At 51.8% G+C, this 13,680-nt stretch carries 16 protein-coding genes and 1 pseudogene; 9 read left to right on the top strand and 8 right to left on the bottom strand.

Annotated features, from left to right (window positions below; all coding sequences use genetic code 11):
* The first annotated feature begins 61 nt into the window (after window positions 1–61).
* Window positions 62–1,177 (top strand): aspartate-semialdehyde dehydrogenase, encoded by a 1,116-nt coding sequence (gene asd / locus DQM57_RS07380; RefSeq protein WP_111727396.1) that lies wholly within the window; start codon window positions 62–64, stop codon window positions 1,175–1,177.
* 94 nt (window positions 1,178–1,271) lie between these two features.
* Here asd and DQM57_RS07385 read toward each other — a convergent pair whose 3' ends face one another.
* From DQM57_RS07385 to obgE, 6 genes are all read right to left on the bottom strand, one after another.
* Entirely contained in the window at window positions 1,272–1,802 is a 531-nt protein-coding gene (locus DQM57_RS07385; protein WP_111727397.1) for an alpha/beta hydrolase, read from the bottom strand.
* A gap of 10 nt (window positions 1,803–1,812) precedes the next feature.
* Entirely contained in the window at window positions 1,813–2,157 is a 345-nt protein-coding gene (locus DQM57_RS07390) for a hypothetical protein (protein WP_111727398.1), read from the bottom strand.
* On the bottom strand, window positions 2,144–2,923 hold the full coding sequence (locus DQM57_RS07395) for an exodeoxyribonuclease III (protein WP_111727731.1): 780 nt from the start codon (window positions 2,921–2,923) through the stop codon (window positions 2,144–2,146). Before DQM57_RS07395 ends, DQM57_RS07390 begins: the two co-directional genes overlap by 14 nt.
* A gap of 87 nt (window positions 2,924–3,010) precedes the next feature.
* Complete coding sequence (gene cysS / locus DQM57_RS07400; protein ID WP_111727399.1) at window positions 3,011–4,432, bottom strand: cysteine--tRNA ligase; 1,422 nt, start codon at window positions 4,430–4,432, stop codon at window positions 3,011–3,013.
* Between the two features lie 179 nt (window positions 4,433–4,611).
* Window positions 4,612–4,905 carry an SRA domain-containing endonuclease gene (locus DQM57_RS07405; protein ID WP_231992101.1) on the bottom strand — a complete coding sequence of 98 codons (294 nt, stop codon included), beginning with the start codon at window positions 4,903–4,905 and terminating at the stop codon, window positions 4,612–4,614.
* 39 nt (window positions 4,906–4,944) lie between these two features.
* On the bottom strand, window positions 4,945–6,099 hold the full coding sequence (obgE, locus tag DQM57_RS07410) for a GTPase ObgE (RefSeq protein WP_111727400.1): 1,155 nt from the start codon (window positions 6,097–6,099) through the stop codon (window positions 4,945–4,947).
* 276 nt (window positions 6,100–6,375) lie between these two features.
* Here obgE and DQM57_RS07420 point away from each other — a divergent pair, with 276 nt between their 5' ends.
* Window positions 6,376–6,906, top strand: a complete 531-nt coding sequence (locus DQM57_RS07420) for a cytochrome b (RefSeq protein WP_111727401.1) — start codon at window positions 6,376–6,378, stop codon at window positions 6,904–6,906.
* A gap of 34 nt (window positions 6,907–6,940) precedes the next feature.
* Here the strand turns inward: DQM57_RS07420 and rsmI are convergent, their stop codons facing one another.
* Window positions 6,941–7,816 carry a 16S rRNA (cytidine(1402)-2'-O)-methyltransferase gene (rsmI, locus tag DQM57_RS07425; RefSeq protein WP_108044267.1) on the bottom strand — a complete coding sequence of 292 codons (876 nt, stop codon included), beginning with the start codon at window positions 7,814–7,816 and terminating at the stop codon, window positions 6,941–6,943.
* Window positions 7,817–7,861: 45 nt separating this feature from the next.
* Between rsmI and DQM57_RS07430 the strand changes: the two genes are divergently transcribed.
* The 7 genes and pseudogenes from DQM57_RS07430 to DQM57_RS07460 all read left to right on the top strand — a co-directional run bounded on the left by DQM57_RS07430 (window position 7,862) and on the right by DQM57_RS07460 (window position 11,991).
* Window positions 7,862–8,209, top strand: coding sequence for a YraN family protein (locus DQM57_RS07430; protein WP_108044268.1), 348 nt, complete (start codon window positions 7,862–7,864; stop codon window positions 8,207–8,209).
* Between the two features lie 4 nt (window positions 8,210–8,213).
* Window positions 8,214–8,807, top strand: coding sequence for a phosphoheptose isomerase (locus DQM57_RS07435; protein ID WP_107860446.1), 594 nt, complete (start codon window positions 8,214–8,216; stop codon window positions 8,805–8,807).
* Between the two features lie 60 nt (window positions 8,808–8,867).
* Window positions 8,868–9,476 (top strand): BON domain-containing protein, encoded by a 609-nt coding sequence (locus tag DQM57_RS07440; RefSeq protein WP_107961081.1) that lies wholly within the window; start codon window positions 8,868–8,870, stop codon window positions 9,474–9,476.
* A 9-nt stretch (window positions 9,477–9,485) separates the two neighbouring features.
* A pseudogene (locus DQM57_RS07445) lies at window positions 9,486–10,104 on the top strand (hypothetical protein).
* 48 nt (window positions 10,105–10,152) lie between these two features.
* Window positions 10,153–10,932 (top strand): type I methionyl aminopeptidase, encoded by a 780-nt coding sequence (gene map, locus DQM57_RS07450; RefSeq protein ID WP_111727403.1) that lies wholly within the window; start codon window positions 10,153–10,155, stop codon window positions 10,930–10,932.
* A 143-nt stretch (window positions 10,933–11,075) separates the two neighbouring features.
* Window positions 11,076–11,369 (top strand): helix-turn-helix domain-containing protein, encoded by a 294-nt coding sequence (locus DQM57_RS07455; RefSeq protein ID WP_039854475.1) that lies wholly within the window; start codon window positions 11,076–11,078, stop codon window positions 11,367–11,369.
* A 247-nt stretch (window positions 11,370–11,616) separates the two neighbouring features.
* Window positions 11,617–11,991, top strand: coding sequence for an ACP-like domain-containing protein (locus tag DQM57_RS07460; protein ID WP_003677154.1), 375 nt, complete (start codon window positions 11,617–11,619; stop codon window positions 11,989–11,991).
* Window positions 11,992–12,049: 58 nt separating this feature from the next.
* On the opposite strand, the gene DQM57_RS07465 is transcribed toward DQM57_RS07460, so the two are convergent.
* The gene (locus DQM57_RS07465) at window positions 12,050–13,513 is read right to left on the bottom strand and encodes a malate:quinone oxidoreductase (RefSeq protein ID WP_003677153.1); all 1,464 of its coding nucleotides are present in this window, start codon (window positions 13,511–13,513) and stop codon (window positions 12,050–12,052) included.
* Window positions 13,514–13,680 lie beyond the last annotated feature (167 nt).

Consider the following 13,680-nt stretch of genomic DNA (forward strand, 5'->3'; position numbering starts at 1 on the left):
TTAAAACGCTTCCTTTACGCAATACATAATTTTGTTAACGATTTTCCTCAAGGAGCAACACATGAAAGTAGGTTTCGTCGGCTGGCGCGGCATGGTCGGTTCGGTTTTGATGCAGCGTATGCAAGAAGAAAACGACTTCTCCCACATTCCCGAAGCATTCTTCTTCACCACTTCCAACGTCGGCGGCGCGGCACCTGATTTCGGTCAGGCGGCTAAAACATTATTGGACGCGAACAACGTTGCCGAGCTGGCGAAAATGGACATCATCGTAACCTGCCAAGGCGGCGATTACACCAAATCCGTATTCCAACCCCTGCGCGACAGCGGCTGGAACGGTTACTGGATTGACGCGGCGTCCTCCCTGCGTATGAAAGACGACGCGATTATCGTCCTCGACCCCGTCAACCGCAACGTCATCGATAACGGCCTCAAAAACGGCGTGAAAAACTACATCGGCGGCAACTGCACCGTCTCCCTGATGTTGATGGCTTTGGGCGGCCTGTTCCAAAACGATTTGGTCGAATGGGCGACCAGCATGACCTACCAAGCCGCTTCCGGCGCGGGCGCGAAAAACATGCGCGAACTCATCAGCGGCATGGGCGCGATTCACGCCCAAGTGGCGGACGAGCTTGCCGATCCTTCCAGCGCGATTCTCGACATCGACCGCAAAGTATCCGATTTCCTGCGCAGCGAAGACTATCCGAAAGCCAATTTCGGCGTACCGCTCGCCGGCAGCCTGATTCCGTGGATTGACGTGGATTTGGGCAACGGTCAGTCCAAAGAAGAATGGAAAGGCGGCGTAGAAACCAACAAAATCCTCGGCCGCAGCGACAATCCGACCGTAATCGACGGCTTGTGCGTGCGCATCGGTTCTATGCGCTGCCACAGCCAAGCCATCACCCTGAAGCTGAAAAAAGACCTGCCTGTTTCCGAAATCGAAGCGATTTTGGCAGGCGCGAACGACTGGGTGAAAGTCATCCCCAACGAAAAAGAAGCCAGCATCCACGAGCTGACCCCTGCAAAAGTTACCGGCACGCTGTCCGTCCCTGTCGGACGCATCCGCAAACTGGGCATGGGTGGAGAATACATCAGCGCGTTCACCGTCGGCGACCAACTTTTGTGGGGCGCGGCCGAACCTCTGCGCCGCGTGCTGCGTATCGTGTTGGGCAGCCTGTAAGCCGGATTTGAATAAAAAAATGCCGTCTGAATCCTGTTTCAGACGGCATTTTCCTTGCAACCCCAGTTAACCGAAATTCCGATAAAGCAACCGTTCACGCCAGCAACATTTCCTGCATCAGCTTCATGCCCCACTGCCAGCCGCCGAGCATGCCATTCAAACTGCCCGGATGTGGGGACAGCAAAAGGCGGGCGTTCCACGTATCTGCCTGTTTTTGCGCCCAACCGTGAGGCACGCCCCCGTGTTCGGGTACAACCAATGCGGCACGGCAAGGACAGCGGACGCGCCGGAAGGTGTGTTCCGCATCATCGGAGAAAATATCGGGACGCTGCGGTACAAGGATGATGTTGGCAATTTTCTTCCGGGTCAGGATGTCTGCCCGATACAGCCACGCCAAGAATGCGGCCGCGCCCGCTCCGTGTGCGACAACGGCGATATGTCTGCCCTGTATCCGTTCGAATGCCGTCTGAAGCCCTGCCTGCCATTCCCCTATGCTTTGACCGGCCGATGCTTCGGACATCTGCACGACGGGATAACTGACCGCCCAACGGTCTATCCACATCTGATCCTCTCCGGCATCGCGTATCAGCCAAAGCGTCAAATCTTCGAGTTCAAAACCCTGCATACCGCCCCGCCTATTTCAGCAGGTCCCGGAGGGTAAAGGCGATGAGCAGCGAAGCGGGTACGCTCAATATGGCGCAGACGATCAGGCAGACAAAAATATTCACTACCCGCCGCCAGCCTTTCCAACCCAAACATTTGGCCGCAATCAGCAGGCAGGGCAGAGAAATCAGCAGCCACACCAACGCCCATATCGGGTTTGCCTTGGTCGGCGCAAGCCAGCCCTGCATCCGCGACAGCATAAATATCGCCCACACCAACATGGGCAGGATAAACGCAGCGACAACCCATGCCGCGCCTATTCCTGTTTTTCCGTCCACATTCCAATCATATTTACCCAAAACTTTATTCGGCAGCATAGTCATACTCCACGACCAGCGGCGCATGGTCGGAAAATTTTTCGTCTTTATAAACGTGTGCGGACACGGCTTTGGCGGCAAGTTCGGGCGTAACCATCTGATAATCGATGCGCCACCCGACATCTTTCGCATACGCCTGCCCGCGGTTGCTCCACCATGTATAACCCGGATTGTCGGGATAGAGCGTGCGCCACATGTCCGTCCAGCCCAGCGTATGGATGACTTTGCCTATCCACTCGCGCTCTTCAAGCAGGAAACCTGAATTTTTCTGGTTGCCTTTCCAGTTTTTCAGGTCGATGTTTTGGTGGGCGATGTTCCAGTCACCGCAAACGACAATGTCGCGCCCTTCGTTTTTCATCGCTTCGAGCATAGGGTAAAACGCATCAAGGAAACGGTATTTCACCTGCTGACGTTCTTCCGCGCTGCTTCCGCTGGGCAAATAAAGCGAAATGACGCTCAACCTGCCGAAATCGCAACGCACAAACCGCCCTTCCCTGTCGAATTCTTCAATACCCATGCCGATTTGCACATTGTCGGGTTTGCGTTTGCTGTACACCGCCACACCGCTGTAACCGCGCTTCTCGGCGCAATGCCAATGGCCGTGCATCCCGTGCGGATTTTTCATATCGGCAGACAAATCTGCTTCCTGCGCTTTGAGTTCCTGTACGCAGACAATGTCCGCACCAGATGCGGCGATGTATTCGTAAAATCCCTTTTTATAAGCGGAGCGGATGCCGTTGACGTTGGCAGAAATGATTTTAAGCATAATAGGAAATGTGTTCTCGCAATAAAAAATGCCGTCTGAAAACATAGAAAAGGCAAGAGACAGCACTCCTGCCCTTTACCGTACCCCTTAACCGCGGCGCCAAGTCGTGCCGTCGGCGTTGTCTTCCAGAATAATTTTGTGTTCGTTCAGAAGGTCGCGGATGCGGTCGGACTCTGCCCAGTTTTTGTCGGCGCGCGCTTGTTTGCGCCGTGCGATTAAGTCTTCGATTTCTTCGTTGGAGAGGCCGTCTGAAACCGCACCGCCTTGCAGGAACTCAATCGGATCGCGTTGCAGCAGACCGATGATGCCGCCCAAAGCTTTCAGGCAGCCGGCGAGGTGTGCGTCATTGGTTTTGTTCACCTCGCCTGCCAGTTCAAACAATACAGCAACGGCTTCGACCGTACCGAAATCGTCATTCATAGCGGCGTAGAAGCGGCGGGTGTAGTCGTTGGCGTTTTCGGACAAATCAAACTCAGCCGCTGGGGTGTTTTTCGAGGTTGTGTACAGGCGTGTCAACGCACCTTTTGCGTCGTCCAAATGCGCATCGGAGTAGTTCAACGGGCTGCGGTAATGGGCGCGCAGGATGAAGAAGCGCACGACTTCAGGGTCGTATTGTTTCAACACTTCGCGGATGGTGAAGAAGTTGCCCAACGATTTGGACATTTTTTCGCCGTCCACACGGATAAAGCCATTGTGCAGCCAGTATTTGACGTGGCTGGCGATGCTTTGACCGTGGTGGGTTTGCGCGTGTTCATGTCCGCAGGAATGACCGCTGGCACCGACGCTTTGGGCGATTTCGTTTTCGTGGTGAGGGAACTGCAAATCCGCGCCGCCACCATGGATATCGAAAGTATCGCCGAACAGATTTTCGCTCATGGCAGAGCATTCGATGTGCCAACCCGGACGACCGTTGCCCCAAGGGCTTTCCCATGCAGGTTCGCCTGCTTTGGCGGCTTTCCACAACACAAAATCAAGCGGATCGCGTTTGAAACCGTCCACTTCCACGCGTTCGCCCGCACGCAGGTCGTCCAACGATTTGCCCGATAATTGTCCGTAAGCGGCAAACTCACGCACGGAGTAGTAAACGTCGCCGTTGGAGGCGGGATATGCCTTGCCGTTTTGAATCAGGGTCTCAATCATGGCAATCATTTGCGGAATGTTTTCCGTTGCCTTCGGCTCAATATCCGGACGCAACACACCCAGAGCATCGGCATCTTCGTGCATAGCCTGAATGAAACGCGCGGTCAGCTCGCCAATGGTTTCGCCATTTTCAGCTGCGCGGGCAATGATTTTGTCGTCAATGTCGGTGATATTGCGCACATAAGTGAGCGGATAGCCGCACTCGCGCAGCCAACGGGCAATCATGTCGAACACCACCATCACACGGGCGTGACCTAAGTGACAATAGTCATAAACGGTCATGCCACAAACGTACATGCGCACGTTTTTAGGATCGATGGGAGCAAAAGATTCTTTTTGGCGGGTAAGGGTGTTGTAAATGGTGGTCATGGAATTTTCAAAAGTTTGAATAAACTAGGGTAAATTATTTGGATTTTTTGTGTAAGCAAAATTCAAATACGTTTCGTTCTGGGCCATTATTAGTTGCATGTGCTTTTTTAACTATATAAGGCTGATGCTCATCTAATGTAAATTCACCGATATATCGGACATGAGCATTTAGTGTGTCATTAGCAAAAACACGGATGGCTTTTCCTGTCATGTTCCAAGAGAGCTTTATTCCCATTGATCATACGCTGATCGCCACGTTGCCCTTCGCCACAATAAAACAGGGTAGTTCCCTTCTCATCCCAGCGATCATAATAGCCGTGGTCTTCGCCTTTTTCTGGGTGAGTAAAGAGGAAGATATTGGGCGTTTTTGCCGAAGCAGCAATGCCACTTTGTCTATTGCCACCGTATTGGTCATGTAATTCTGAACGTTTAATAACATCGTTTTCTCGTAAAGAGAAAGAGTTGGAAGACATGCGACTCTCCATTTTATTAAAAAGGCCGTCTGAAATTTTTTACTCCGGCTTAAACACGCCAGTATCCGTTTTAGGCTGCTGCCCGGCAATTTCGGCTTTTGCCACTGCCTGTTCCGCTTCGGCTTTTTCAGCCTCTACGCGTTTTTTCTCGGTCAAGTATTGGTTGATTTGGTGTACCAATTCCTGAGTACCTTGGTGTGTCAGCGCGCTGATTTGGAAGAGACGCGGGGTTTCCATATCGAATTGGAAGCGGTCGTCTGGTTTAGGGTAATCCCAGCCGATGGCTTCGAGGAAGGCGGTTGTTCGCGCTTTGGCTTCTTCTTCATCAAGCATATCGAGTTTGTTCAGCACCAACCAGCGCGGTTTGCCGTAGAGTTCTTCGTCGTATTTGCGCAATTCATTGATGATAGCAAGTGCTTCTTCGGCAGGGTTGACGGTTTCGTCGAAGGGCGCCAAATCGACGACGTGCAACAGCAGGCCGGTGCGTGATAAGTGTTTAAGGAAACGATGGCCGAGACCTGCGCCTTCTGCCGCTCCTTCAATCAGACCGGGGATGTCGGCCATGACGAAGCTGTGGTTTTCGTCGATGCGCACGACGCCCAAGTTTGGATGCAGGGTGGTGAAGGGGTAGTTGGCGATTTTAGGGCGTGCGGCGGAGACGGCGGTAATCAGGGTGGATTTACCGGCGTTGGGCATGCCTAATAAGCCGACATCGGCAAGGACTTTAAGCTCGAGTTGCAGGGAGCGGGTTTCGCCTTCTTCTCCGGGCGTGGATTGTTTTGGAGCGCGGTTTACGGAGGATTTGAAGTGGATGTTGCCCAAGCCGCCTTTGCCTCCTTTGGCAAGGCAGACGCGCTGGCCGTGGTAAGTGAGGTCGGCAACAATTTCGTCGGTGTCGAGGTCGCGGATGAGGGTGCCGACGGGCATTTTGAGGACGATGTCGTCCGCACCTGCGCCGTAACGGTCTGAGCCGTGGCCTTTTTCGCCGTTTTTGGCTTGGTAGCGTTTGACGAAGCGGTATTCGACGAGGGTATTGGTGTTTTCGTCGGCTTCTGCCCAGACGCTGCCACCTTTGCCGCCGTCGCCGCCGTCAGGGCCGCCGCGGGGTACGAATTTTTCGCGGCGGAAACTGGTTGCGCCATTACCGCCTTTGCCTGCGGCAACTTCGATTTTTGCTTCGTCGATGAATTTCATTAAATACTCTTGTTTGTTGGTTTTAAATAGGGTTTCAGGCGGATTGCCGTATGTTTTGATGCCGTCTGAACAGATTTTCTGCCGACATTATAAGGTATAAGCGGTATTTCAATATACCGCGGAGAAACTATTTGTTCTGCCCATCTTAATGAATTTTTAAGCAAATCTTCACTCTGCAAACAAAACATGACCGGCTTCTTTGGTACAATCGCGCCCTTTTGATATTCCAACCCGACGGAACATCTTCTCAACCCATTATATATAATAAGGATTTTCATGAATACAAACCAACCTGCCGTTTACGACACGCTAACCCGTACCCTGCACTGGCTGACCGTCATCGGATTTGTCGGCATTCTGACCACGATTGCCTTATGGACGGCTTATGAAGATGCCGAATGGGCGGGCAACTTGTTCGGCCTGCATAAATCTTTCGGTTTCCTTACCCTGCTGCTTATCGTATTCCGTATTATTTGGGCGGCTGCCAACCGTACCGGTCGTCCGCAAAGCGACAGCAAGGCGGCAGCGGTCGGTCACCGTATCTTATACCTGTTGATGCTTGCCGTTCCTGTTATCGGCATGATCCGACAATACGGCAGCGGACGCGGCCCTCTGAAAGTATTCGGAATCGAGCTGATGCAGGGTTCGCCTGAAAAAATCGAATGGATGGCAAATTTGGGTAACCTGTTGCACGGCAATCTAGGTTGGCTGCTGTTTGCCGCCGTCGTCGGACATATCGCCATGGTCGTCATCCACCGTATTCAGGGCAGAGATGTTCTGTACCGTATGACGGGTCGTGTCCGCTGATTCCGTTCGCACTATGGTGCCGGTCCGTCCGGCACTATTTGTTTTTCCAAGACAGGGCCAGATCGTACAAAGCTTTTTTTCCCTCGCCCGTAATTTTGGCAGCAAGCTCCGCCGCCTGCTTGGTCGGCAGCTCGGCCGCAAGGATTTTCATCACATTTTGCGCCGATTCCGGCAATCCCCCGGTGTTTTCGTTTTGTGCCGGATACAGTATTAACACCATCTCGCCGCGCGATTGATTGCTGTCGGCAGACAATGCCGTCTGAATTTCCCCAACCGTGCCGCTTAAGAACGTTTCAAACGTTTTCGTGATTTCGCGCGCCAGCATCAGACGGCGTTCGGGGAACAGTTCCACCATATCGGCAAGCGTTGCCCCGATTCGGTGCGGCGTTTCAAACATGACGATAGGAAATGCCGTCCGCACCCATTTGGCAAACAGTTTTCTACGTTCTCCCGATTTCGGCGGTACAAAACCGTTGAAATAAAAATCAGATTCCGCCACACCAGCCACGCTCAAAGCCGCCATCACCGCGCTTGCGCCGACAACAGGGACAACTTTAAACCCGGCCTCGCGCACGCGGCCGGCGAGTTTGGCACCCGGGTCGCACACGGCCGGCGTACCCGCATCGGAAACCTGTGCCACAACCATGCCGTCTGAAAGATAGCCGATAATCTTGTCCGCCATCTGCCGTTCGTTGTGTTCGCGCACACTGACCAACCTGCCCTGAATGCCGTACGCGCTCAAAAGCTGCGCAGTAACGCGCGTGTCTTCGGCACAAATAATATCGGCACGCCGCAATACCGCCAAAGCGCGCAGGGTAATGTCCGCCAAATTGCCGACAGGTGTAGCAACCACGTATAATGCCCGTCCGACGATGCTGTCGCAGGCTTTCTGAAAGTGTTTCTGAAACATAAAATTACCGCCTGAAAAACAAACATTATAAAGGCTAAACCGATTATGCGCCTAAACCACAAACAGGGCGAGGCAGGGGAAGATGCCGCGCTCTCCTTCCTCCTATCCCAAGGCTGTACGTTACTTGGGCGCAACTGGCACTGCGCCTACGGCGAAATCGACCTTATTGTCAAAAACGACGACATGATTCTGTTTGTTGAAGTAAAATACCGCAAAAATCGGCAATTCGGCGGTGCCGCATACAGCATTTCCCCATCCAAATTATTGAAACTGCAACGAAGTGTAGAGTATTATCTGCAACAGAACAGGTTGACAAACGTACCGTGCCGCCTCGATGCGGTACTTATCGAAGGAAACCGCCCGCCCGAGTGGATACAGAATATTACAGGTTGACGATATGACGACATTACAAGAACGCGTTGCAGCACATTTTGCCGAAAGCATCCGTGCCAAGCAGGAAGCCGAAAAAGTACTGGTCGAGCCGACCGTACAGGCTGCCGAGCTGATGCTGCAATGCCTGATGAATGACGGCAAAATCCTGGCCTGCGGCAACGGCGGTTCGGCTGCCGACGCGCAACACTTCGCCGCTGAAATGACCGGCCGTTTTGAAAAAGAACGCATGGAATTGGCCGCTGTCGCGCTGACAACAGACACTTCCGCGCTGACAGCCATCGGCAACGACTACGGTTTCGACCACGTATTCAGCAAACAAGTGCGCGCGCTTGGACGTGCAGGCGACGTATTGGTTGGCATTTCCACCTCCGGCAATTCCGCCAACGTCATCGAAGCCATCAAAGCGGCACATGAACGCGACATGCACGTCATCGCCATGACCGGCCGCGACGGTGGAAAAATTGCCGCCATACTCAAAGATACCGACGTTTTACTCAACGTTCCCTATCCTCGAACTGCCCGCATTCAGGAAAACCATATTTTGCTGATACACGCCATGTGCGACTGCATTGACTCCGTATTGTTTGAAGGAATGTAAACCCACAGACGGCAGTACACACAGAAATGCCGTCTGAAACGCCTAAGAAAGGAAGCCCCGATGAAACTCAAATCGCACACCGTCCGCATCCTGACCGCCGCCATCCTCAGCCTTACACTCGGCGGCTGCGTCAGCGCAGTAATCGGAAGCGCCGCCGTCGGCACCAAATCCGCCATCGACCGCCGAACCACCGGAGCACAAACCGACGACAACGTAATGGCGCTGCGTATCGAAACCACCGCCCGCTCCTATCTACGCCAAAACAACCAGGTTCAAGGCTACACCCCCAAAATCTCCGTCGTCGGCTACAACCGCCACCTGCTTCTGCTCGGACAGGTTGCCACCGAAGGCGAGAAACAATTTGTCGGTCAGATTGCACGTTCCGAACAGGCAGCCGAAGGCGTATACAATTACATCACCGTCGCCTCGCAACCGCGCTCCCTCGGCGACATCACCAACGACACCTGGAATACATCCAAAGTCCGTGCCGCACTGCTGGGCATTGCCCCCGCAACACAGGCACGCGTCAAAATCGTTACCTATGACAACGTAACCTACATCATGGGCATCCTCACACCTGACGAACAGGCGCAGGTTACCCAAAAAGTCAGCACCACCGTCGGCGTACAGAAGGTCGTTACCCTCTATCAAAACTACGTCCAACGCTAACCCGCCGCCATGCCGTCCGAACCACCCTTCAGACGGCATGGGATTACCCTACCGAATGCAATCGAAAATGACAAAAAAAACCGGCAAACCTTTCAGGCTGACGCCAAAAATCTTCATCCGCACCCTGTTGCTCGTCAGCATCATAGCCATAGGTGCATTGGTTGCAGGCATCATCAGCACATTTAATCCAAACGGAGACAAAACCCTCCGCGCAGAACAAGCACACACCGACAGCATCTTCGAAACCGAAATCTGGAGGCCGAACGGTACAGTCGGACAAGATATCGTCCAACCCGTAAACCGACAAACCGCCGCATCAGAACCCGAGCAAACAAACGATACAAAAAATACGGACGAGAACGGCAACAAACTGCCGCTACCTGCCGTGCCCAAAAAACAGCGCACCAAGCCGCAACCTTCAAATATCAATCAGACGGACAAACAGCCACCCCAGGCAGAAAAAGCAGTCGTAGAAACCCCCGTACTGCCTAAAAACATCCCCCATACCGAAGAACCTAAAGAAACACCCAAAGAACAGGCTCGCCCAAAAGAAAACCATACCCAAACAGACAAACCGCAAAACACCCCCCAAAAAAACCATAAAGAAGTCATAGACAACCTCTTCTGACACGGATAATTAGGTACGGCAGATAAACCGGAAACCCAAGGAATCATCATGAACGGCATTATCATCAAGACACCCGAAGAAATCGAAAAAATGCGCGAACTCGGCCGCCTCGTTGCCGAAGCCCTCGACTACATCGGACAATTCGTCAAACCCGGCGTAACCACCAACGAAATCGACAAACTCGTTTACGACTACCACGTCAACGTCCAAGGCGGCTACCCCGCCCCCCTCCACTACGGCAACCCGCCCTACCCCAAATCCTGCTGCACCTCCGTCAACCACGTCATTTGCCACGGCATTCCCGACGACAAACCCCTCAAAGAAGGCGATATTATCAACATCGACCTCACCATCAAAAAAGACGGTTTCCACGGAGACTCCAGCCGTATGTTTACCGTCGGCAAAGTTTCCCCCATCGCCCAACGGCTGATTGACGTAACCCACGCCTCCATGATGGCGGGCATAGAAGCCGTCAAACCCGGCGCAACACTGGGCGACGTAGGTTACGCCTGCCAACAGGTTGCCGAAAATGCAGGTTATTCGGTTGTACAAGAATTCTGTGGCCACGGTATCGGACGCGGCTTCCATGAAGCCCCGCAAGTCCTGCACTACGGACAAAAAGGACAAGGCCCCGTTCTAAAACCGGGCATGATTTTCACTATCGAACCCATGATTAACCAAGGGAAACGCCACCTGCGCATCCTCAATGACGGCTGGACGGTCGTAACTAAAGACCGCTCCCTCTCCGCCCAATGGGAACACGAAGTCCTCGTTACCGAAACCGGCCATGAAATCCTTACCGTCAGCCCGGTCACCGGCAAACCCTAACCCCCCTATAAAAACAAACAATGCCGTCTGAAGAAACGGCAGATATAATATACAATATAAAAACAGGCTTGACTCGACACATTACAAAAATAAAGCAAATTAAAATTTACGCGACAACAAAACAAACTTTAAAAGGAATTCCCATGAAAGTATTTGAAGAGATTGAAGACGTTAAAGAAATCCGCAAAAAAACCGGGCTTAACCAGATAGATTTCTGGGGCAAGGTCGGTGTAACGCAATCCGGCGGTTCCCGCTACGAAACCGGACGCAAGATGCCTAAGCCCGTACGCGAGCTGCTCCGCCTTGTACACATCGAACGTATCGAACTGTCGAAGGTTAACAAGAAAGACTTGGAAATCGCCGCACTATTAAAAAAACACAATCCCGAGCTTTATGCCGAATTGTCCAAACAGACCAAGTCTGAAAGAAAAAAATAATACTTAACAAAAGCCTCCGGATTTTCGGAGGCTTCTTCTTCCGCTTCCCCAAACCTTAGAATACCGTCTCAAATACAAAAATCCCCGCCGCCATACCCACTGCCACCCTACTTTAAACAGCCAAACTATCCACTTCATCCTTTTTACAAACTTTATCCAATTTTCTGTTTATTTCAGAATATTCTGACATTAGAATATTAATTGTCCACAACGGGCAAAACTTTCACCATCATCCAAAGGAATAAAAATGAAACTCCTGACCACCGTAATCCTGTCTTCCGCACTTGCCCTCAGCGGCATGGCTGCTGCAGCCGGCACAAGCAACCCCACCGTTGCAAAAAAAACCGTCAGCTACGTCTGCCAGCAAGGTAAAAAAGTCAAAGTAACCTACGGCTTCAACAAACAAGGTCTGACCACATACGCTTCTGCCGCCATCAAAGGCAAACAAGTCCAAATGCCCATCAATTTGGATAAATCCGACAATATGGACACGTTCTACGGCAAAGAAGGCGGTTATGTGCTGAGCACCGGCGCAATGGACAGCAAATCCTACCGCAAACAACCTATTATGATTACCGCACCTGACAACCAAATTGTCTTCAAAGACTGTTCTCCACGTTAATAAGACAACAAAAAACAGCGTTTTCAAAAATGAAAACGCTGTTTTTTTATATTACAAATCAAATACCCAGAATCTTAGCAGTATAAGCAATAATCTCATCAGCCATTCCGGAGTTATCGTTCAACTTGATACCGTAACCGGGCACCAATTCTTTCAGACGGCATTTCCAAGATTGTGCACGCTCGGGAAAACATTGGTGCATAAGACGGATCATCAGCGGTACGGCAGTCGAAGCACCCGGTGAGGCACCCAACAGTGCGGCAAGCGAGCCGTCGGCATGGGCGACAATCTCCGTACCAAACTGCAATACGCCGCCTTTTTTCGCGTCTTTCTTAATCACTTGGACACGCTGTCCCGCAGTAATCAGTTCCCAGTCGTCAGGATTTGCTTCAGGATAATAGTCTTTCAACGAAGCGAAGCGTTGTTCTTTGGTTTTACGCAATTCGCCCAGCAGGTATTTAGTCAACGGCAGGTTGGCCCAACCTGCACACATCATCGGATAAATATTGTCCCTATGGATGGACAGCGGCAAATCCATCAGCGAACCCTGCTTGAGGAAATTGGGACGGAAACCTGCATACGGACCGAACATTAAATGACGCTGACCGTTAACATTGCGTGTATCCAAATGCGGAACCGACATCGGCGGCGCGCCGACAGATGCCTGACCATAAACTTTTGCATTATGCTGTGCGACAGTTTCCGGGTTGCTGTTTCTAAAAAACAGGCCGGAAACAGGAAAACCGCCGTAACCTTTTCCCTCGGGAATTCCGGACTTTTGCAACAGGGTCAGTGCGCCGCCGCCTGCACCGAGAAACAGGAATCTCGTCCTTAAAACCAAGCCTTCCTGTTTGTTCATATGCGACGTTTTGATTTCCCATGTACCGTCGTTTTGACGTTTGATACTCTCAACGTGTTGCCCGAACTCGGTTTTCACACCTTTCTTCTGCAAATATCCCACCATTTGCCGCGTCAACATGCCGAAATCGACATCCGTACCTTCTGCGGAGAAGTTTGCTGCGACAGGCTGACTGTCGTCCCGGCCGCGCATAATCAGCGGAGCCCAATCGGAAATCTTGTTCCGATCGGTAGAAAATTCCATATTTTCAAAAAGTTTTTGGGTTTTAAACGCGTCATAACGTTTTTGAAGATAAGAACAATGGTCTTCATTCATCACCAAAGACATATGCGGCACGGCATTGACGAAAGAATTGTCTTCCAACTTGCCTTCCGCAACCAACGTCGCCCAAAACTGGCGGCTGACATGGAACTGTTCGGCAATATTGAGGGCACGCGTCGGATCGATAATCCCATTTGCACCCAACGGCGCGTAATTCAGCTCGCACAGGGCGGAATGCCCCGTACCCGCATTATTCCATGCATTCGAAGACTCCAAAGCCACATCTTCCAGCCGTTCAATCAGGGTAATTTCCCAAGACGGTTCGAGTTCCTTCAACAACACGCCCAAAGTGGCGCTCATGATACCTCCACCCACCAACACAACGTCTGTTGCTTCAGCCATGGTTCTACTCCTAGAAAACAGGCATATCCTGCCCTTATGATTATTCGTCTTACTACAAACGCCTGACTTGTGGAAGCAGAGAAAACTAGCAATGGTGTGTGTCCGAATACACTGTTTTTTTTTGGTTAGGAATGCGTTGCAAGTATGGTTTCTGACACCGCTTCAGG

This window comes from Neisseria cinerea, from assembly GCF_900475315.1.
In the GTDB taxonomy this organism is placed as follows: domain Bacteria; phylum Pseudomonadota; class Gammaproteobacteria; order Burkholderiales; family Neisseriaceae; genus Neisseria; species Neisseria cinerea.

Excerpts from the sequence above, each read along its gene's own strand:
- DQM57_RS07440 (WP_107961081.1), top strand. The coding sequence starts at position 8,868 with ATGAAACTCAAATCGCACACCGTCCGCATCCTGACCGCCGCCATCCTC.
- DQM57_RS07460 (WP_003677154.1), top strand. The coding sequence starts at position 11,617 with ATGAAACTCCTGACCACCGTAATCCTGTCTTCCGCACTTGCCCTCAGC.
- DQM57_RS07420 (WP_111727401.1), top strand. The coding sequence starts at position 6,376 with ATGAATACAAACCAACCTGCCGTTTACGACACGCTAACCCGTACCCTG.
- DQM57_RS07395 (WP_111727731.1), bottom strand. The coding sequence starts at position 2,923 with ATGCTTAAAATCATTTCTGCCAACGTCAACGGCATCCGCTCCGCTTAT.
- DQM57_RS07405 (WP_231992101.1), bottom strand. The coding sequence starts at position 4,905 with ATGTCTTCCAACTCTTTCTCTTTACGAGAAAACGATGTTATTAAACGT.
- asd (WP_111727396.1), top strand. The coding sequence starts at position 62 with ATGAAAGTAGGTTTCGTCGGCTGGCGCGGCATGGTCGGTTCGGTTTTG.
- DQM57_RS07435 (WP_107860446.1), top strand. The coding sequence starts at position 8,214 with ATGACGACATTACAAGAACGCGTTGCAGCACATTTTGCCGAAAGCATC.
- DQM57_RS07390 (WP_111727398.1), bottom strand. The coding sequence starts at position 2,157 with ATGCTGCCGAATAAAGTTTTGGGTAAATATGATTGGAATGTGGACGGA.
- DQM57_RS07455 (WP_039854475.1), top strand. The coding sequence starts at position 11,076 with ATGAAAGTATTTGAAGAGATTGAAGACGTTAAAGAAATCCGCAAAAAA.
- DQM57_RS07385 (WP_111727397.1), bottom strand. The coding sequence starts at position 1,802 with ATGCAGGGTTTTGAACTCGAAGATTTGACGCTTTGGCTGATACGCGAT.
- rsmI (WP_108044267.1), bottom strand. The coding sequence starts at position 7,816 with ATGTTTCAGAAACACTTTCAGAAAGCCTGCGACAGCATCGTCGGACGG.
- obgE (WP_111727400.1), bottom strand. The coding sequence starts at position 6,099 with ATGAAATTCATCGACGAAGCAAAAATCGAAGTTGCCGCAGGCAAAGGC.
- DQM57_RS07430 (WP_108044268.1), top strand. The coding sequence starts at position 7,862 with ATGCGCCTAAACCACAAACAGGGCGAGGCAGGGGAAGATGCCGCGCTC.
- DQM57_RS07465 (WP_003677153.1), bottom strand. The coding sequence starts at position 13,513 with ATGGCTGAAGCAACAGACGTTGTGTTGGTGGGTGGAGGTATCATGAGC.
- cysS (WP_111727399.1), bottom strand. The coding sequence starts at position 4,432 with ATGACCACCATTTACAACACCCTTACCCGCCAAAAAGAATCTTTTGCT.
- map (WP_111727403.1), top strand. The coding sequence starts at position 10,153 with ATGAACGGCATTATCATCAAGACACCCGAAGAAATCGAAAAAATGCGC.